Below are 20,068 nucleotides of genomic sequence, written 5' to 3'. Positions count from 1 at the left end.
CCGCGAGCCCCTGGAGCATCACGATGCGGGTGCCTTTGCCTTCTGTTCCTTCTTGCTCGTCCAGACCTGCTGGGCCACCTGTAAAACGGTGCCGGTGAGCCAATAGAGCACGAGACCGGATGAGAAGCTCAAGAAAAAGAACGTGAAAACAACCGACATCATCATCATCATTTTGGCCTGTTTGGGGTCGCCGGCGGGCGTCATCTTCTGCTGGACGAGCATCGCGACTCCCATGAGGATGGGTGTTATGTAGTAAGGGTCTGGCTCGGAGAGGTCATGGAGCCAAAGGATGAACGGCGCCTGCCTCAAGTCGATAACGATGGGCAGAACCCTGATAAGAGCGAACAGGACCGGGAACTGGATCAGCATCGGCAGACACCCACCCATCGGGTTCACCTCGTGCGTCTTATATAAGGTCATGATCTCCTTGTTGAGGCGCTCTTTATCGTTCTTGTATTTCTCGCGAAGCGCCTTGATCTGAGGTGCGACCACCTGCATTTTCTTCATCGATTTTGTCTGTTTGACTGTTAGTGGGTAGAAAACAATCTTGATCAGCAGCGCCAAGATAATAATGGCCAGGCCGTAGTTGCCGACAAGCTTGTAGATATACTTTAGCAAGACATAGATTGGTTCTGCCACAATGGTGAGCCAGCCAAAATCAATGATTTTCTCCAGGCCAACGTGCACTTTTTCGAGTTCGTCTGTGTCCTTTGGCCCCGCAAAGACCGTTACGCTCGAGGTGCTCCTGCCGGACAGAGGGATTACCCATCTAACATTAAATCCCTGTAAGAACGGCTCCGAGCCGACCAGCCAGGATGTTTTCCGAGCCAGCGCGACAATGAAATATCTGTCCTGAAGCGCCGCCCAGGACAACATGTCGTTGAGACCAAACGCGTCCTTGAGCAGATGTTCCCTATCCGAGGCAACTATTCCGCCGCTCGAGTATCTCCCCTTGGGCTCCACGCCGGATGAGCCCACATCGGGGCCAAGCCAGGTCTCGAAGCTCTGCCCCGCGACCGTGGCCGACGACGACGCCTCAAACGTGTAAGACAGGTCCATCATATAGCTGTCGGGTCTTATGCGATACTCCTTGATCAGCTTGCCGTCGTTGAAGTCGGCCTCGAATCGAATTACCCAGGGGTCCGAGCCCGATGCGAGAACGGTACTGGCCGGGGCAGTTGTGGTGAACTGCACGGTTTCAAACGACGGCCTCCCCTTCTCTTCCGACCCTAACGGATAGACGGTCTTCAGCATGTACTCGCCAATAGCAGAAAGATACGGAGGCACCATCTCCACGCCCTCGAGCAGCTCTATCAGGCGCATCGTCTCACCCTTGTCTGACCGTTCATACGAGAGCTCCTTTGACAGACTCGTCCGCAATCGTCCGGCGGAGGCGCGGCGCTTGGCTAAGTCGGAGAAGGAAATGCGACTCGCAGCGCCCAGGAACTGCTCCGCAAGCTCCTTGAGGCGGTCCTTCTGCTCGGAAGAAAGCTCCCTCTGGCCCATAAAGTCGCTGCGGAAATCGGAGACTACCTCGCCAAGCACCTTCTTTGCGTTCGCAAGCTGGAACTCGTTCAGCGCCTCGGCCGCCGTGTTCTTGGCCAAAAGCTTCTCCTTGGCCGTTATGAAGTTGGGCGGAAGGTCCTTGTAGCGTCTCAAACGCAGGCTCTTGATCCCTCCTCCGTCAGTAGAGAAGACCACTCTGAACAGGTCAGAATCAACAACAACCTCACTTGGACGCTTCTCTTTGACGACGGGCCGCAACCGCGATTTGGCCTGCTTGCCAGTCATCTCGCGCTCTAAATACTGCTCCAAAGTGCTTGGCGACTCTGAAGCCGGGCCCACCTCTTTCGCGCGAGTCTGAGTGGGCTCTTTTGGTCCGGGCTCGGGTTTAGGCACAAAGAAGTAGTTGTAAAGAACCACTACGGCGAAGATTAGAACGATCGCTAGAATGAGTCTTCTTGTTTCCATATAAGCTCAGTCCTCAACCGGCGGTTGTGTGTTTCTCTGCTCGGGGCAATGGGTCGTAGCCACCGGCGCAGTAGGGCTGGCACCTCAAGAGCCTATAAACAGCAAGTTGCGTGGCTCGAAGCAGACTGAACTCTCGATACGCTTCGATGGCGTATTCTGAGCAAGTTGGCGAGAAGCGACAGCAGCGAGGCATGATGGGCGACACTAGTTTCTGGTATGCGGTGAGCGTCATGATAACGGGGGTTGCCAGCACTGTGTTAATGCCTTTGCTGGCCAGAGACGCAAATGAGCCGTGCTTGCGAGGGCTGCCCACCAGCCTTTTCAGCGCACGCTCCAGGTCATCTCGGACCTCCACAAACGAGGCGCCGGCTATCGACGGCCTCGCACAGATGACAACGTCCCAGCCCGGCCCCAGATGTGGCAAAAGACTCATAAACGCCTCGCGCAGCAGCCGCTTGACGCGGTTCCTGACGATCGCTTTCCCGACCTTCCGGCTGACGGACACCCCGAATCGCCGAATGGTTCTCTCGTCAGACTTCACGCCGAACACAACCAAGTTCGCTCCCGCAACGCGCTTGCCGCTGTCGTAGATCAGCCGAAACTCCGATGAGAGCCTCAGCCGCTCGTAGTCAACCCCCCGTTTTGGCAATGTCGCTAACCCTTGAAGTGCTGATGATGCCCGTGGCGCTCAAACTGAGAGTCGCTTTCTGCCCTTTGAACGTCTCCTCGCAATCACCTGCTTGCCTTGCCGGGATCGCATTCTAACCAGGAAGCCATGTGTCCTCTTGCGCCTCAGATTGTGAGGCTGATATGTCCGTTTCATTCTGCTACCTTCTCAGTTGCTCATTTTTCGTAACGTGGTCTTATCAGTAGAAAGGTATCCCTCCAGGGGATTACACGCCGGATACTAAAACGCAAGGCAAGCCCTGTCAACGACACCAACGCCAAGCGGTTGCAGGCAATCCTCGACACCTGCCCGCGCGAGCGTGAGGATGCCGCACGAGATCATCTCGCCTTCGGGAGAACTTTTGGCGACTCAGTCATTAGATAAACATTCTCGACGCCAGCGCCCCTCACATTTTCTAGAAGCTCCATCACCCCCTCGTACGAGCAGCGCTTGTCCGCGGCAATCATCACCTTCGAGGCAGGCATCCGGGCAAGCTCCGTGGTCAGGACTTTAGGAAGCTGGCCCAGGTCCACCTTCTTATCCTGAACGAAAACCTGGCCGTCATGCCGAAGCGACACTATAACGGCCCGGCGAGTCTTCTGCTCCTCAAAGTCCCCTTTCGGCAGGCCGACGTCCAGCCCGTATCGAATCACCGGGGCGGTCAGGATAAAAATGACGAGGAGCATCAACATGACATCGACAATAGGGGTTACGTTGATGTCCGATATAGCAGCCATTCGGCGCCTGCCGAGGCTCATGGCTCGGACCCCGCCTCTCTTGGCCCCGAGATAGCACGCACCAACCAGTGTCCCGCAAGCCGCTGAAACCTGTCGTTGAAGTCGTCAATCCTGGCGCCGAACTGCCGGGATTTCTGAATGAAGTAGTTGTGAGAGACGAGCGCCGGAATCGCTGCCACAAGGCCTGCGACTGTCGTGAGAAGCGCACTCGAGATTCCGGCGGCCACGACTCTGAACTCCGCGGTTCCCACTCCGCCCATACTATGGAAGGCGACCATGATCCCCCACACCGTTCCCAGCAATCCCACGAACGGCCCGGCAGCAGCGATTGTGCCCAGAACGCCAAGCCGACGCTCGAACAAAGCCGCCTCCTCGTCAGCACAGATAGCGAGGCTCTCCTTCAGAAGATCGATCTGCATCTCAACCATCCCGGACCTGAGCCCGGGCTCCTGAGCACGCCCTGAGCCGGCGATGTCCAGAAGCTGAAGCGACTCCTTCAGCAGAGCGTGCCCCCTGTTGAATATCCTAGACAGGGAGCTGGGCGGGATGTCGCCAAGGCTGTCGGCAACCTCTTTTAGGTTGTGCGACTTCCTGAAGATGCGCTCAAACTCCCAGAATCCTCGCTCCGTCTGCCTGAAGAAAAAAACGCGCTCAAGGATCACCGACCATGAATAGAGCGAGACCACCAGTAAAGACACCGTGATCGCAACACCAAGAGGGTCCATCTGAGAGAACAGCGAGACGACAACGCTGTCCTTTGCAGCTAGCAATAGGTCCAAATGCTCATACCTCATGGCGTTCTGCGCGAAACACTCTGCAATTGCTCGTGGCACCATAGAGGCTAATTCGCCATGACGTCGAATGTCAACGACACTTAGCACTCCCGTTGGCTGATTTTGGAGTGCGGTGGCTTGACACCGCTTTGTCTCGCCGTGGCCTGACGCGGCGTGCGCTCTGTTAAGAAGCGTGCGTTTGTTTCGATGACCGCTTCCAGGTTCAGGATGGATGTCTATCAGAGGGTGGTGTCGAGCCACCACCAATGAAAGCGGCGTGAACCCGCCGCACTCCAAAAGAGCGGTCTCCAACATAGTTAATTCCATCGGTGGGGCAGACCCGGTCGGTTGCAAAGGCAACTTGCCGGGTTGTATGATCATCCAGAATTGGGGAGACATAGAACATGCAGCTGAAGGATAAGACCGCAATCATAACGGGCGGCGGGACGGGGATCGGGCGAGCAATCGCCCACCGATTTGCTGTGGAAGGCGCCAAGATTGCTATCTGCGGGAGGCGCCTCGAGCCACTCGAACGTGTGGGCCGCGAGCTTGGCAACGCCAATGAGGCGCCCTATTGGCAGACGGCAGATGTCTCGAGGAAGGCCGACGTTGACCGCTTTGTTGGGAACGTTGTGGACCGCTTTGGACGCATTGACATTCTCGTCAACAACGCTGGCATTCTTTTCAGAAAGGACATCCTGAGCACAAGTGAACAGGACTGGGATGAGATGTTCGCCATCAACGTCAAGGGCGTTTATCTATGCTGCAAGGCGGCGCTGCCGCACATGATCGATCGAAAGGCGGGCAACATCCTGAACATCGGCTCAGTCTCGGGCATCAGGGCCACTACCTATGCAGACGCATACAGCGCCTCGAAGGCAGCGGTGCATATCTTGACGCGAAGCCTGGCGAAGGGCTACGCGAAGGACGGGATACGGGTCAACTGCATCTGCCCCGCCCATATCGATACGCGGATCATGGACACCACGATCGACTTTTTCAACAGCATAGGCATTGAGAGCGACAGGGCAAAGATCGATTCGCTGTATCCGCTGGGCCGCCGGGGCATGCCCGAGGACGTCGCGTCTCTCGCCGTTTTTTTGGTCTCTGACCAAAGCTCTTGGATGACGGGCTCGCTGATTGTTCTGGACGGAGGCGCTACAGCATGATTTGTCTCGAGGTGGTGCGTTAATGAAAGTGGAGGTCGAGGGTAAGAGGCTCAACGTTACGGCGGCCGGGCTTCTGCGAATGGCTCGTGAGGGGCAGATTCAGCCGTGGTTCAGCATCAAGTCGGACGAATTGACGGGCGGCAAATGGGCCAAGGCTAGCGAGTTGGACTTTTTTGCGGGCGCATGGGCTCAGAGGAAGGACTTGGCCGAGAGCACCGGGGCGGCCAAAAGCGTTGCACGGGTGCAGAAACAGAGCGACCTGAGACAAGCAGCGTCGGTTCACAAGCCCCCCTGGCCTTCGGTAAGCGTTAGGTCGTCCAAAGCGGCGGCCCAGGCGGCGGCAAAAACATCGACCCCAACTGCTGGCGTGGCCTCCTTCGAGCTTCAGGGTGTTCACGTGGACTACAAGGTCAGCTGTCGCAAGTGCAAGTCCGCACTGACGAAGTTGGGCGTTACGAATTGCCCGCGCTGCGGAAAGAAGATCGCCGCCAGCAAGCAGCTGTACTGGCTCAAGAAGGTTCTGTACTCCCTTAGCATGGTCTTCATCTTTGCTGGCACCCTGTTGTTGAAGAAGTTCGGCCAGTGGGCGAAATATATGTATCCCGCGGCCGGCGTCCTCTTCAGCCTTCTGTCCGTAGTCGCTCGAGGCGCCAAGGTTATCGTAACTATCTGGGTCAACGGCCATCCATTGCCTTCCAAAGAGATGGTGGTCCCGCTCGGGGAGTACTACTCCCCAAACGTCTGGTCAATCTTGGCCAGGCGCATCACGTCGCTGTTCAGGCTGAATGCTGTCCTGCGTAGGATGGCGGAAAAAGAGGAGCTTGGCACAGCAACCGGGACTTCGCCGCGCCGACCTTGAGCACTAGAGTCCGAGGGAAACAAATGAAGAAACCCGCGACCGTCCGACCTGACAAAGCAATGACCGAGGCCTTGAAAAACGTCCCCGGCGCCCGGTTCGCCGAGCGACGAGCCCATGACCCCGGACGGGGCGATGATCAGCGCATAGATTATGGGGCCACAAACCTCTCTCAAGCCTTTAGCCTCGGGAAACGAGACTCGCAGTGAGAATACTCGTCAGAGCCACCAACTGGGTGGGCGACGTTGTCATGAATCTGCCGGCCCTGAGGGCGATCATCGAGCACTACCCCGGCGCTGAGGTCAGGGTTCTTGTTAGGCCGCAGCTAGCGCCTATCTTCGAGCTAGTCGATGGGGTCGCAGGGGTCATGCCTTACGTTGGCGTTCACCCGCGTGGGTCCATCGAGCGCGGCCATCTCACATTCTGGAAAGCCGTCCGGGCGATCCGACAGCTGCGCTTTCAGAAGACCTTCCTCTTCCAGAACGCCTTCGAGGCAGCGCTGCTGGCATTCATGGCGCGCATCCCCGAGCGCATAGGGTATGCGACTGACGGGAGGGCCCTGTTGCTCACGACGGCCGTGCCCATCACACCCGACGCCAAACGCCTCCACCACGTTCAATACTACTTGAACATGCTGAAGGCGGTCGGCGTTGCCATCGAGGGCGAGGCCACTCCGTCGCTCACGCTTCCCGACGAGGTTCTCCAGAGAGGGAAACAGCTCACGGCCGAGGTCCTGGGCTCCCCGGCCTCCGGGCCATATCTCGCCATCTGCCCGGGAGCGTCTTTTGGGCCAGCAAAGCGCTGGTTCCCCGACCGCTTTGCGAAAGTCATTGACCTCGTTTGGGTCGAGCACAACATGCCCTCGGTCCTGCTCGGAAGCGCAGCCGAGTCGCCGCTGACTGCGCAGATAGCTGCGATGGCATCGGGAAAGTGCATTGACCTGGGTGGGAAGACGTCTCTGGTCGAGGCCGCTGGCGTGCTCGCACGGGCGCAGGTGGTTCTGTCAAACGATTCGGGGCTGATGCACCTTGCGGCCGCTGCCGGGGCTCCCGTCGTCGCCATCTTCACATCGACCAACCCGGCAGCGACAGGGCCGCTCGGCGAGAAACACGCCATCATCACCTCAGGCGTCCGCTGCGCACCGTGCCTGAAGCGCGAGTGCAGAACCCACAGCTACGACTGCATGCTGGCGATCACAGTTGAGGCCGTCTGCGAGGCGATCGGCAGGACAATAAAGCGACGTCGTGAGTTGTAGGTCCCAGGCCATAAGCTTCTTATTAGCAGTTGTAGGTTGTCCTCATTTGCGTCATGACCCTTGAGACACAGCAGCGCCTCACCCTCTGTAATATCCTCCAGGAGTTTCCCCAAAACAGACTGCTGATTTGCCGGGTAGTTGGCTGTGTGTGTTGGTTTTGGGCGAGACAAAAGTGGAATTAGGATTGCCGTGATGCTGTGTTTTGGCTCCCCGATAGGGGGCCGACAACAGTAGCCGTAGATGCAACCTACGGATTGAAACGGACAAGAATCTATTGGTCCCAAAGGCCTCGGGCAATCTCTGTGAGATTGCCCGAGGCCTTTGGGGGAGAGGGTTGTCAGCTGGCACGGATTCCCCACGTTACACGTGGGGCTATTCACGTTAACCCCCTTGCGGGGATTTGCAGCGGATGTCCTGTCCTACTTTGCTGCCAAAAGACCAACGCACAGCTGTTATCAAATCCCCAGAAACGAAAACCCGTGCCACGAACCAATCCAAAACAGAATGGGGGAACTTCTCAATATGCTCGATTTGACAACGCGGGCGTTCGCACGATAGGCTCCAAGAGAGTTAAGCCGTGGTGTTTTCTCGACTGAGTTTGAGAGTTCCATGAAGAAGCTAGAGATCGCACTTTCGATTGTTTGCCTGTTCGCTTTTGTCTATGTATCGGTCTGGGTGCATGTGTTCCTAAGGTCACGGGCAGAGATCCGTCGAGGCGAGCAGCAGGTGACAAGCATCGCGGGGCACTATAGGTCCTATGCGAAGCTGCTTCCTCGCAATGAGAAAGGCCTTCTCTCCGAGGAGGAGACAAAGCGATTCGAGCAGGTCCGATACGATTACTATCAAAGCGTCGTCAAGGCGATCACTGCCTTTGATAACTGCCTTCATTCCTACACGCCTTTCAACGAGTATCTGCCAATCGCTGCCGAGGCCCTAATATGGCTTGGGGACGACTGCCTGAACAAGAACGAGTTTTCGCTGGCGCTTTCGGCCTACAGGACGGTCAGAATCTCTCCAGACCCTAGCTGGGTCAGCTCGGCGGACGAGAAAATCAAGGACACCTACGCCAAGATGGAGCGGCTGAAAGGCCGCAACATGAAGGCCAAATAACGCAGGTAGAGCCCCGACAGCTTCAATACGGTCTCCATGAATTGTGGGTTCTCGGCTTATGCTTGTAGGATGAAATTGATGCGGAGGCCGGCCTTCGCGCCAACCGGGCCGCAGTTACCTCTTTGGGCTGGTGCTCTTGGACCTGAGCAAGATTCGCTTGCCAGCTCCAGCAATTGCCAGCACGATCTCACCCTTCACGTCGCCACCGGAGAAACGCTGCGCCAACTCAGAGAGCGGGCCCCGAACGATCTCCTCATGGAGCTTGGTAAGTTCTCTCCCTATCGCGGCGTCTCTGTCGCCGAGCAGCTCGAGCAGCTCTTGTAGCGTCCTGGCGATGCGCTTTGGGGACTCGAACAGAACGACGGTCGCCGAAAGTTCCTTCCATTCGGAGATGCGTGCAGCTCGCTTCCCCTTTTTTCTCGGCAAGAAGCCCTCGAAAAGGAACCGGTCGGTCGGCATCCCGGCAGCAGACAGGAGCGCAGTTGGGGCCGATGGGCCCGGGACCGGGATGACTCTGATCCCATGTTCAATAGCAGCCCTAAGCAGAGGGAAGCCCGGGTCTGAGATTGCCGGCGTGCCGGCATCGGAGACGAGCGCGACATCATTCCCGCTTCTGAGCTGCGCGATGATCTTTTCTGTTCGCGCAAGCTCGTTCCCCTCGAAATAGCTGAGGAGGGCGCCTGCTCCCCCAGCCGATATTTCAAGCCGTGAAAGCAGCTTGCGCGTCCTACGAGTGTCCTCACAGGCAATAAGATGGACAGACCTGAGCGTCTCTATTGCCCTGAGCGTGATGTCGTCGAGGTTGCCGATCGGAGTCGCGACGACGTAGAGAGTTCCCGGTTCTGAGGCTTTCGAGTGAGTGCTTCTTTGTGGCTGCGTGGGCCCGACCATACCGGCGGCCTCAAGACGCGACGCTAGGAGAAACCCAGCGAGGAGAGCGTGAAAATCGACCGACAGTCATATCCGGCCCCAACAACCTTCTGGGCACCGCCTCTCATCTTGTCAATAACTGCGAACACAGCCTTGACCCTCATGCCACTGCTCTTGGCCATCTGAACCGTCCATAGCGTAGAACCACCGGTCGATAGCACATCATCCACGATGACCGCGGCAGCGCCTCGCTCGACGCAACCTTCGACGAGACTGTCCGTTCCGAACTCGTTTAGGCTCTTGCGCACAATGAAGCCTTTAATAGGGTGCTTGAAAGGGGCAAGCTGCGATATCGCGACCATTGCTCCAATGATTGGGTCAGCGCCCAAAGCACCGCCCCCGGCCAAAGAGACGTTCATCGCTTTCATCCATTTGACAAATGTACCAGCGATTACGTAGAGCGACTCGGGCTCCAGGCACGCGCCCTTGATGTCGATGAAATGGTGACCTTGTGCTCCTGAAGACAGCACGAAATCCTTATCACGAACCTGAAGCGCAATGATCCTTTGCCGAAGGTCCTCAACGAGCTTCTTGGTTATCGCGGGCATTATTATCCTTTCTTGGTGTAGAGCGAGTTAGCTAGCAACAGTATTGCGTATGCTCGCAGTATGCCGGTATTTCATACCTTTTCAAGCGCTATCTGAGCATAAGGGGGGCAGAACTCACGGAAGATTCGATCAGCGTGGATGTGTTGTCGAACACAGCAGTCATCAGAATGTAATAGCCCTTCTCCACCCAGGGCACGACCCCGAAACGGAAGACCGTTACGTCTTTGATCAGGGTTCCGGCTGCTAGAGACAACGGTAAGGGCTGAGGCACTTGGGAGAAGTCGGGATAGAACAGCAGCCTCCCTGCCGGATCAAGGGCAGCGATGTAAGCCGTGCAATTGACAAGCTCGTCGTGCGCGAACGCCGACACTGAGACAGAAAGCTCGTCGCCATCGGCCACGATGAGATCGCTGGGCGCGACCGAGAGGATGTTCGTGGTTGGCGCATGACCTTCCGAAACGCCCTCCGCAACGAACGAAGACACCCACTCTGGCTGGGGCGGGTTCGTGCCGTTCGCGAGCATTTCCTGCCAAGCGCCATCTGTGAGGCGGTCGCTCATTGGCCAGCTAAACTCGTAGTAGGAATAGACCCCGCCCGTGCACATCGCAAGCCCATCGTCGGTCGGCGCTACTACGTAAACCCACGCGGGATGACCTATCGCCTCCTCTAGCACGCTTGAGCTGTTGCCATCGGTGTGAACGTCCGCGACCAGTGCCATTTTACCATCCTCGTCGTTTTGACTAGATGGGTCATCCGCCGGGAAAGTCAGAATCTCTGACAGCCTGCTACCGATGTGGCATATCGCAAGATGTTCGTCCTCATCCAGTCGCTCGCCTATAAGCTCTCGCTCACTGATCCTCTTCATAAGCAGCAGAGTATCGCGAAGGCTCTCGAACCGCGTCCGATAGTCCATAAGAAGCAGCCCGTACTTGGACAGACCCGATATTGTCATGTCGCACAACGAGGCCAGCCGAGCATAGACGAGCGGATTGGGCTCAACGTAACCAATCGTCAGGTCGGGCGTTCCCGTCTCGTAAGAGTAGCTCTGCTTGGCGTAAAGGATCGTGTCGTGCCTCAGCTCCGTCCAGGAACCAAGCGCCGTCCCCAGCTCCTTGTCCGTCCAGGCCTTGTTCTGCATGAACAGCGGGAAACCCTCCCCCTTCGTGACGAGAGCCGGCATCAGGCAATAGAGCCAATCCCAGTAGAGGTTCTGGACCCACGACTCGTCCGGCAGCGTCGCGAACCATGTCCTGACGCGACTCATCCGCTCTGGATAGTCCGGATAGCGGGTGTCCTGATACACGAAATCAAGAATGCTATACGCCCTCGATGAGCCAAGAGCGGCCATAACGTCCAACCCCTTGGGCATCATCCTGCCCCAGACTTTATTGTGCACCAGCTGCTGAAAAACATACGAATCCGGGATGAACCGCTGGCCCATGAACCGAAAGCCCTTGGTCGTCACCGCATGGTCCTCGTAGTCCTGAACAAACGTGGAATTGATCAGCGGGTCGTGCAGTTCCTTGGCCGCCTCGGTGAATACGGCCAGTTTAGCCTCGTCCACGAGCTGCTCAGGCGGCATCGATGCGAAAGCATCCCCATAGACCTCAAGGGCAAGCGTCAGGTATTCCTGGACAGTCAAATCGTCCGCCTCGCCCACGTAGAAGACAGTTGGGGTGTAGATTTGGTCGTAAAGCTCAAGGCCCGATCCTTCCGAGGTCTCGAGGTTTACAATCCCCTGAACTATCAAGAGCGCCTGCAATGTCTCGTCGTAAGCGCCCTTCTCGACACAGCTCAACGAGGAGCTCGTATCAAGCCGAAACATCAGCCGCCCATACCACATCAGCGCCTTGAAATAGCGGCTCAACGTCTCGTTCCGCGTGTAATGCCCGCGGGGAACGTATTGGCTGTAGTCCTCGTACATGCCCATGATCGGGGAGCAGGCCTTGCCCTGATGCGCCTCGATGAGAGCCAGTTCCTCGGACACGAGGCCCGAAACCTCTTCGGGAACAACATAGTCCGGGTCGAGAAGCTTGGCCGGAACACAGAAGTATGCGAGCGCCCTCATCAGGAGCTCCTGAGTATAAGGCTCCGCCGCGCTCCGACACATCTCGTCCATCTTCCCAACCATCCCCTGCGTCAACGCACCGGCCGCAGCGTTGAACCTCTGCATCTCCGCGACCCGGAGGCTGTAGTCGAACAGAACATGATACGTGGTCAGCATCGAATCCGTTGTTACGAAGACGCGCCGCCCAAACGTGTTAAGGTCCTTATACAAGCCCTGCATGGTGAGCACGTTCGGGCTATGCGTCGGCACAACCACGAACCCGTTCTTGGCCAACAGAGCCTTAGCACGGTCGCTCAACCGGCTTGCGACCTCGTCGAAATCGGCAACGTTGCTGAAGTCCCAAGCGACGTATTGCGGCTCCAGCGACGGGTTCACATCAACCGCGAGCGGACTGTAAACACCAAACCGAGTCTCGATATCCTTGTCGATTGTCGCCATCATGGTCTTGAAACCAGCGAAGGCCGATCCAGCCGCGAGCAGCGAAACCACGACCGCAACAAGCACAAACAGACGCCTCGAAGCAGTCATCAGAAGCACCTCCCTAATCAGGAACCCATTAATGCTTATGGATTAGCAATCCACGTACTTATACAATATAATGCACAGACACCGGATCCGTCAAGTACAATCAACTGGACTACGCAAGAAAGGAAGGTAGAATCTCGCCGGGTTCGAGTTTGCAGCCGCTTTCCAGAAGATAGTCGGCAACGCTGCATCTGCACCACAGATGGTACGTCTCGCCTATCAAAAGCGGCGCAATAATGGGCCGCGGCCAGAGCTTCGCAGCCCTCTCGAGCGTCAGGTTGAGGAACAAGTCTGAAAGGCATGAGCCAAACGCGTGAGTGATGAAGACCGGGGAAAGAACATCGAAGATAACCGGTGGGAAAAAAGCACCCGGTTCTGGCACGCCAAGCCCATAGTCTGCGCAGACCTGCGCATAGAGGTCGTCAAATGATGAAGATGTGTCCTGCCATATTCTCATCGAAAAATCCGCTCTCACAGCGTCATAGACGAACGCCATCGCCCTCGAGCGTCGGATAAGGGCGCCAATTCGCTCCGCCTGAATATCATCAACCGCAAGCACTTCTCCCAGAACATGCGCGGTGGACGCGGCAGCGGCAGGCAGCTCGGCCAGGATTTCGCCGTAATGTAGATAAATCGGGTCGCCTCGTATCGTAGGCCATTTTGGCGAGAAGATGTTGCAGAGACAGTGGCCCATCTCGTGCACTAGTACTCTAAACCACCACGCGCCGGCTGAGAAACTGCCCTCAACGCAAAGATCCTCATCGAGATTCAATGCAGATGCGTGCGCTGGTGTGGTGCCTGGTTTAACAACCACTCTGATTCGCCTAGTCTGAGTTTCGTCAAAACCCAGCGCCTTGAGTGCCTGAAAGCACTGCTCGGTCGGCAATTCAGGTCCGAAATAAGCATCGGCCTCGTCAAGTGATCTCTTGTGATAATGGAACAGGTCTTGTAAGCCGCATCCATCCAGCTCAACCAGTCGGACGAGCTGCCTGCCGGCAGAAAACACAGCGTAAAGCAGCTTCGCAGTATTGCCAGTTAACTGCCATTGTTCCTGAAGAAAGAGCCTGCAGTAATCAGCGAGAGACATGTCGTGTTCTTTCGCGAGGCGCCTCTGGCCCTCTCTTATCAGCGGTTCAATCTGCTCGTTGAGAACCGCTAGCTGGCTGAATAGCATTGCTCTGTCTGACTCCTCAGTCAGACCCGCCATGAGGGCGCGAATCTCACCCAACCGCACTGGTTCAGGTGCGACCTTGAACCTGAAGCCTGAACAGGCTTTGGCGAGCCTCTCATTTAGGTCCTTCACAATGGAGACCATCCGATGCGATTTCTCCTCACGCCTCAGGTGGTCATTGACCAGTTTGCACAGGTGAGAGTCGGGATAGTCGCGCGCCAGCTCCGCGCCCAGGGCCTTGATCTCGTCACCGACCCGCCACGCTTCGTAAGCATGATGTGCGTCGATGGCGCTCGCTACATCGTCCCGACCCATCGATTCTCGTCCTGCGAGGTTGGCCTCTCTGAGGAGGCGCCTCGTCTCAGAATCCCACTTGGCAAAATCCTCCTGGATCTTGGAGTATGTTCTCTTGGCCTCATTCAACGCCCATCCCTCCTGTCCTGACTATCAACATTGCGGCCCAGACTCGATTCCTGGTTCTTAGGTCATTGCATACCATCAAAGTGTCGGGAGCATCTCGAGAGTGCGATTGATAGATCAAGTATGCCCTCGGTGACTGTCGGGCTATACAGTCGTCCTCTTAAGAACATGCGTATTCACCAGATATGACCCGGGGAAAACGTGTCCCCAAATCCTCTGAGCTCTCAAATGCCTTTAGTACCGAACCGGTGTCCCGAATCCAGTATCGATCCTTTCTCCGAGAGCTGGAATATGTGTGAATCCTTAGAAGCACCTCCCTAATCAGGAACCCATTAATGCTTATGGATTAGCAATCCACGTACTTATACAATATAATGCACAGACGCCGGATCCGTCAAGCACGTCCGACTCCCCCGATAATCAGATTGGCGGTCCGGGAAGTTGTCTGTTGCAGCAGCTCGACAGGTAGATAGAGGAGTTCATGTTGCAGTCCGAACAGCTGCCTCCTTCACCTGCCGGGTGGAAATGAGGGACCCACGCTGCAATCCCCGGCAGGGGATACCGTGGGTAGCCGTGCGTGCAACGCAACGGGAGGGTTATCATAGGGAGCTCTCCTCTTACCGTCAGGCTGCGCCTGCGGCTACCCGTGGTGTGCCCTGTCGGGCACAATCTCATGCGCCCCATCCCCGAGGGGGCCACGACATTCCCCTCTTCAATCTGATTATTGGGGACTCGTCTTACACCTTGAGAAATCAAACCAAACAAAGTATGATTACTCCATGAGTAGATGCAATTGCTCGGCCACCCGACTGATGGCTGGCTTTTTAACATCGATAAGCTCTTCACATAGTGGTATGGTGTATTGGGAGTAAGCAGATGGTTGACAACCAGGCCACTGACGCAACGCATGACCGCTCAGAGAGCGAAGAGCAAGATGAACTTATCACCTCGCTGAGGAAACTCCGCGAAAGGTTCTCAGAGGCAAAGGCGTCCGGCGACGAGCTGGGCGAGGCGCACGCCCTCGGCGAGATCGGGATGTGCCTCTGGGAAGCCGGCCAGCATACGCATGCAATTGTCTCGACCAGGGCATCGCTGCGCAAGTTCGTGGCCTTGAACGATCCGAAGGGCAAGGCAAAGCAGCTTTGTAGGCTCGGAGTGATGCTTTATGAGCGCGGCCAGATCGGCAACCCGCTCGCATGTCTAAACTCCTCGCTATCTATCTATGAAACGATTGGCGATCGCAGTGGCGAGGCCGACGTCATGCGCAATATCGGCCGCGTCTATGATGCGCAGGGGGATTGGTCGCATGCGCTTTACATGTTGGCGAAGGCGATGCTGATACACAGAGAGCTCGGCGCAAGGCGACAGGAGGCGATTGACATGAGATACATAGGCGTGATTATGTGTCAGCAAGGCTCCCAACAGGAGGGGTTGTCCGTCCTTTTCAACGCGGCCGACATGCTAAAATCAGTCAGCGCCGACAAGGAGTTTGCCAAGACGCAGCGCCTCATCGACGAGATGACCGGCGGCAGTGCGATTATGCACTAGGTAGGGTTGGGGCAGTTTCACACGTTTCCGGCTGTGGATGGCGGCTCAATCAGCCCGATTCGTGTGGACTGTCCTCATCGGTTCGGCCTGTGAGTTTCAGCTCGGGGAATATCGGGTCGATTGTTTCGCATCTTAGAAGGTAGTTGAGGTCGTCCTCTCCCATGTCGCGAGCGCTCGCGTAGCGCTCGATCAGCTCGGCCAACCGATTGAAACAGGCGTCGTGTTCGGCAAAACGCTGTTGGGCGTAGTCCCGCGCTGACCAAGTGCTGATCAAAAACTGCCAGTCCGAGCTCTCGAGGAGAAGCAACTCGCGAGCAGCCTGCGCCAGAGTGCGCCTCATAAGGGGGTCGCTATCGCCTCCGTAAGCGGCCAGCAGCTCCTTCATGCGCCGCTCCGCGGAATGGATATGACGCCACGTCCATTCGGTATCCTTGTTCAGCCATATAAAATGGAACCCACCTTCCCCCCACGAGCCCTCGGGCAGATCGACGACCGTCGAGGGCGGGAACTTGTGCAAGTACTCGCCACAAGTTACAAGCGAGACCTCGCTAGACTCGTGGGCCGCCTTGGCGAGATGATATATCCACCTCGGGCCCTCGAACCACCAATGTCCAAACAGCTCCGTGTCGAACGGTGCACAGACGACTCCCGGGCGGCCTCCGTCCAGCCGCGCTCCGCTCAGGTTCTCCACCACCAGGCCCAAGAAGTGATGCGCATGTTCCCTGAGCCTTCCCTCTATTGGCTCCAAACTGTAGGGCTGCTTCTCTCCCAGGTCCACCTGGGGGCCCGTAACCCGCCAATACCTAAGCCCGCCCGGAAAATGCTTCTTGTGGAAATCCAAGTACTCCGGTGAGCCCGGATAACCCCGTTCGCCGCTCCACACCTGGAGCCCAGTCCTGGGATCGCGGGTAAAAAAGGCCACACTGGTTTCACCCGATGTTGACCCGACCCAGTGAACGTTGTACGGCGACAGGTCCTCCTTTTGTGGACGAGGAACGTACTGCTCTTCGATCTGTTTCCAAAGCCGCTGAAGAGCATCAAATCGTGCAAGATAGGTCCCGATTGGCTTACCGCCTCGGAGCAGGTGCGAATCAACGATAAAATACTGCATCCCATTCTTTCCGACATAATACTCTATCCCCTTCCTGGGCCGAGCCCGGTCATCGCCCGACTCGACCAGCGGAGAGCTCCACCTGTAGCCCGGCCGGTATGCACACTCAGGAAGCCAGATGCCAAACGGCTCGCGGCCAAAGAACTTCTCGTAATTCGCCTTGCCAGCGGCGATCTGAAGGTCTATGCTGCCATCCTCATAAAGCAGCGGGAGATACGCGTGCGTCGCGGCGCTGGTAATTATCTCCACGTGGCCATCATCTTGAAGCCTCCTAAATGCGCCCACAAGGTCCTTGTCATAGGTCTTCAGAAAGGCTCGTCTAACTCCAATATAATAATCACGCCACATCTCCGCCAGCCGTGCCCTGTCCCGCAGACCGGTGCGCCCGAACTCGTCAGCGTTCAAGACGGCGCTCTCGATCTTGTGATCGACGTAGGTCGTGAACGAGCCAACAAATGCCGGGTCCGCCAGCTGTTCACACAGCACTGGCGTCAGCCCGATAGTCAGCTTCGGCGAGACTCCCTCCGAGACAAGCTGAAAGCAAACGTCAAGCAGCGGGATATATGTCTCGGCACAGCACTCGTTCAGCCAATCGGCCCCGTGCGGCCAGACCCCGTGAGTCAAAACATAAGGAAGATGAGAGTGTAGGACTATTGACAAGTAACCTTTCATTGCACGCATCCCCGCATAAATTCTGCGCCTTTCGACTAACCAGACTGACTATAACGTATTCGCACAAAACATGAACCCCAAAAAGCCGCGCTCGCCTCAAAGCTATCACCTCCGGCTGTAGCCTACTGCGAGGCGCACAGTTTGACGTGGGCTCAGTTTCAGCGACGCCGCACTAGTTCGCTCGCTGTTAAGACCAGCTTTGGCAGCGCAGACACTAGGGCGGGGCAACACCGACCCAGACACGCTTGCCGACGCCAAACACAGTCACTTCAGGGGGATTCGTCCAGGGATTCGCGGCGCCTGTCAAGCGCCCTAAAACACAACCGGTGCTTTGGACGGCGTTTACGTCCGCAAAAAAGTGCTTGACTCTTCTGGTTGCAGGCGTCATATTTTAAGTAAGGTTGTAGGATAAAATAGGGGAATGGGATGAGGTTTCAGCATCCTGTGCTGTCATTCTCAGGTGCTACAATATGTAGTACGGAGATAGCTAGGCGCCGCTCCTCTCCGTCCGCCATAACTTCGGCGAAGGCGGGCCCGACCGAAGGAGGCCCACCTATGAGCGCCGCGCAGAACTTTCGCCTCGATAATCCCGAGATGAAAAAGCCGACCAAGAGGCGTAACGCCCCTCGGCCGGCCAGCCAGAGCGGCCCGGGCCGTGCCCGGGCCCCATGCACAATTTACTGAATTGAGGAGGATTAGATGAAGAGGTTTGTGTTTGGCTGTTTGATTCTGTTCGTATTTTGCTCGGTTGGCTATGCTGAGGAGTTCGTGTGGTATCAGAACGTGTTCGTTAACGGCGATTACCCGGAGGTCGCCTCCGATGGGACGCTATGGTTTAGGGCTGGTGATGCAGCAGTCGTCAGCTTTGTGCCATCGACCGGCGAGTATAAGACCCACTACGTGGAGGCGAACTCCTGGTCGATAGGTCTCGCTATCGATACCCAGGGCTGGGTGTGGGTCGGCTCGTGGAACAAGGTCTTCTGCATAGCTGAGGATTTCGTTGCCTGGCACGAGTTCGACGATGGTATTGGGGCTTTGGCCGCAGCGCCCGATGGAAGTGTGTGGTGCTCGACGTGGGGTCAGCTGTGGCGCTTCGAGGGCGACGCCTGGGAGCCTGTGGATGGCGCACCCGCGGACGACTGTGCAAAGCGGGTAGTTTTTGAGGATGATGGGACCGGATGGTTTGCCTACATGGGCCCACCAGGCTCGCTTGCCAGGTACAAAGACGGCGTGTGGAGGGTGTTCGACAACTTGCCCTTCGGGGAGCCGACGGACATGGCCGTGGGTGCGCCGGGCGAGGTGTGGGTCACCGACTGGAATATGGCGCATCGATTTCAGGATGGCGTCCTCGTGCATTCATACGGGCCGGACGATGGCCTGCCTGCCTACACAGCGACTTATGTGGACGTAGCTCCAGACGGGCGAGTCTGGGTCGGCAGCTATAATCGAGGCGTCTCGATGTTCGACGGGGCGAACTGGACTGTTTTCAACACGTTGAACAGCGGGCTGCTATCGAACGTCACCACCGGCGTCGCCTGCGCCCCGGACGGCACGGCGTTCATCTGCACACCGGCGGGCATAGCCAGCTACAAGAACGGTCTTTGGAGCAACTACGCCGGAGACACGCTGATGAGCAACGACGTGCACTCCGTCGCCGTTGATGAGCGAAGCAAGGTCTTCTATGGCTGTGGACAGGCCGAAATCGGATACTACGACGCCCCGAACTGGGAGGTCCTTTACCGTCCTGAGGCATACGGCGTCAACGCCGTCTATGACATCGTTTTCGACGGAACAGGCGCGATTTGGTTTGGCCAACAGGACATGCTGCGAAAGTGGCAGGGCACGTTCATCAACTACTCCAGGGCAGGGAACGAAGGGATACCTCTCAGCTACTGCAAAGCCTTATGCTGCGACTACGAGCGTAGGCTCTGGGTCTGCGCTCTGGACGGCCTTGCGAGATATGATGGCTCCTTGTGGATGTCGTGGCCAACCGAGTCGTGGAGTAGTCCGCAGGCCATCGCGCTCGACCAGCTCGGCAAGGTCTGGGTCAGCATCCCTGCGGGCGTCGCGGCTTTTCTGGGCAACAGCGTTGTCAAATGGCTGCCCGAGTATCAGAACGTAACGGCGATCGCCTGTGCAGGCGGGGACGCGCTTTGGCTAGGGTTCAAGGACACAGGACTAGCCCTGGTCGATTTTTCGGGGGAGCTGGCGCACTACACCGTCGATGATGGGCTTCCCTCGAACGCGATAAGCTGTATCGAGTGCGATGCGGCGAACAACGTCTGGGTTGGGACGAACGATGGCCTGGGCTACTTCGACGGCCACGAGTGGACGATGTGGGACATCGACAGCGGCCTTCCGGTCAACGAGATACGCGACATCTCGATAGCCCCGAACGGCGACGTCTGGTTTGCCACGCCGGCTGGGCTTCTCTGCCACGAGTCTGGCGTCAAGCCGCCGGGACCGACGATAACGATAGGGACTGACAGCGACGAGTATCACGCGGGCGACACGATGACGGTTGCGCTCTCATACGA

General features: G+C 57.1%; 17 protein-coding genes. 7 read left to right on the top strand and 10 right to left on the bottom strand.

Going from position 1 to position 20,068, the window contains the following annotated elements:
- Window positions 1–18: 18 nt before the first annotated feature.
- From yidC to VM163_13295, 5 genes are all read right to left on the bottom strand, one after another.
- Window positions 19–1,971, bottom strand: a complete 1,953-nt coding sequence (yidC, locus tag VM163_13315; protein ID HUT04860.1) for a membrane protein insertase YidC — start codon at window positions 1,969–1,971, stop codon at window positions 19–21.
- A 13-nt stretch (window positions 1,972–1,984) separates the two neighbouring features.
- A complete protein-coding gene (gene rnpA, locus VM163_13310; protein ID HUT04859.1) occupies window positions 1,985–2,620 on the bottom strand; it encodes a ribonuclease P protein component in 636 nt (211 codons plus the stop codon).
- A gap of 39 nt (window positions 2,621–2,659) precedes the next feature.
- Complete coding sequence (gene rpmH / locus VM163_13305; GenBank protein ID HUT04858.1) at window positions 2,660–2,794, bottom strand: 50S ribosomal protein L34; 135 nt, start codon at window positions 2,792–2,794, stop codon at window positions 2,660–2,662.
- Between the two features lie 182 nt (window positions 2,795–2,976).
- Entirely contained in the window at window positions 2,977–3,375 is a 399-nt protein-coding gene (locus tag VM163_13300; protein HUT04857.1) for a biopolymer transporter ExbD, read from the bottom strand.
- A gap of 17 nt (window positions 3,376–3,392) precedes the next feature.
- On the bottom strand, window positions 3,393–4,211 hold the full coding sequence (locus VM163_13295) for a MotA/TolQ/ExbB proton channel family protein (protein ID HUT04856.1): 819 nt from the start codon (window positions 4,209–4,211) through the stop codon (window positions 3,393–3,395).
- A gap of 341 nt (window positions 4,212–4,552) precedes the next feature.
- Between VM163_13295 and VM163_13290 the strand changes: the two genes are divergently transcribed.
- The 5 genes from VM163_13290 to VM163_13270 all read left to right on the top strand — a co-directional run bounded on the left by VM163_13290 (window position 4,553) and on the right by VM163_13270 (window position 8,538).
- Window positions 4,553–5,317 (top strand): SDR family oxidoreductase, encoded by a 765-nt coding sequence (locus tag VM163_13290; GenBank protein HUT04855.1) that lies wholly within the window; start codon window positions 4,553–4,555, stop codon window positions 5,315–5,317.
- Between the two features lie 22 nt (window positions 5,318–5,339).
- Window positions 5,340–6,176, top strand: a complete 837-nt coding sequence (locus tag VM163_13285; protein HUT04854.1) for a hypothetical protein — start codon at window positions 5,340–5,342, stop codon at window positions 6,174–6,176.
- A gap of 23 nt (window positions 6,177–6,199) precedes the next feature.
- Window positions 6,200–6,382, top strand: a complete 183-nt coding sequence (locus VM163_13280) for a hypothetical protein (GenBank protein HUT04853.1) — start codon at window positions 6,200–6,202, stop codon at window positions 6,380–6,382.
- Window positions 6,379–7,428 carry a lipopolysaccharide heptosyltransferase II gene (gene waaF, locus VM163_13275; GenBank protein ID HUT04852.1) on the top strand — a complete coding sequence of 350 codons (1,050 nt, stop codon included), beginning with the start codon at window positions 6,379–6,381 and terminating at the stop codon, window positions 7,426–7,428. The genes VM163_13280 and waaF overlap by 4 nt, the downstream gene beginning before the upstream one ends.
- Window positions 7,429–8,037: 609 nt before the next feature.
- On the top strand, window positions 8,038–8,538 hold the full coding sequence (locus VM163_13270; GenBank protein HUT04851.1) for a hypothetical protein: 501 nt from the start codon (window positions 8,038–8,040) through the stop codon (window positions 8,536–8,538).
- Window positions 8,539–8,652: 114 nt separating this feature from the next.
- On the opposite strand, the gene rsmI is transcribed toward VM163_13270, so the two are convergent.
- The 4 genes from rsmI to VM163_13250 form a co-directional block, all read right to left on the bottom strand.
- Window positions 8,653–9,429 carry a 16S rRNA (cytidine(1402)-2'-O)-methyltransferase gene (gene rsmI / locus VM163_13265; GenBank protein ID HUT04850.1) on the bottom strand — a complete coding sequence of 259 codons (777 nt, stop codon included), beginning with the start codon at window positions 9,427–9,429 and terminating at the stop codon, window positions 8,653–8,655.
- Window positions 9,430–9,452: 23 nt separating this feature from the next.
- Window positions 9,453–10,016: a hypothetical protein gene (locus VM163_13260; GenBank protein ID HUT04849.1), complete on the bottom strand. Its 564-nt coding sequence runs from the start codon at window positions 10,014–10,016 to the stop codon at window positions 9,453–9,455.
- Between the two features lie 88 nt (window positions 10,017–10,104).
- Window positions 10,105–12,612, bottom strand: a complete 2,508-nt coding sequence (locus VM163_13255) for a DUF3160 domain-containing protein (GenBank protein ID HUT04848.1) — start codon at window positions 12,610–12,612, stop codon at window positions 10,105–10,107.
- A 109-nt stretch (window positions 12,613–12,721) separates the two neighbouring features.
- Window positions 12,722–14,203, bottom strand: a complete 1,482-nt coding sequence (locus tag VM163_13250; protein HUT04847.1) for a hypothetical protein — start codon at window positions 14,201–14,203, stop codon at window positions 12,722–12,724.
- 873 nt (window positions 14,204–15,076) lie between these two features.
- Here VM163_13250 and VM163_13245 point away from each other — a divergent pair.
- On the top strand, window positions 15,077–15,748 hold the full coding sequence (locus VM163_13245) for a tetratricopeptide repeat protein (GenBank protein ID HUT04846.1): 672 nt from the start codon (window positions 15,077–15,079) through the stop codon (window positions 15,746–15,748).
- 49 nt (window positions 15,749–15,797) lie between these two features.
- Here VM163_13245 and VM163_13240 read toward each other — a convergent pair whose 3' ends face one another.
- Window positions 15,798–17,531 carry a 1,4-alpha-glucan branching protein domain-containing protein gene (locus VM163_13240; GenBank protein HUT04845.1) on the bottom strand — a complete coding sequence of 578 codons (1,734 nt, stop codon included), beginning with the start codon at window positions 17,529–17,531 and terminating at the stop codon, window positions 15,798–15,800.
- Window positions 17,532–18,230: 699 nt separating this feature from the next.
- Between VM163_13240 and VM163_13235 the strand changes: the two genes are divergently transcribed.
- Window positions 18,231–20,068: two-component regulator propeller domain-containing protein (locus VM163_13235; GenBank protein ID HUT04844.1), on the top strand; the 1,838-nt coding region annotated here is incomplete at its 3' end.

The sequence above is a fragment of the bacterium genome (assembly GCA_035527515.1).
Taxonomy (GTDB): Bacteria; B130-G9; B130-G9; order B130-G9; family B130-G9; genus B130-G9.
The sequence above is the reverse complement of the archived record's forward strand: the minus strand, read 5'-3'. Positions and strand labels throughout refer to the sequence as shown.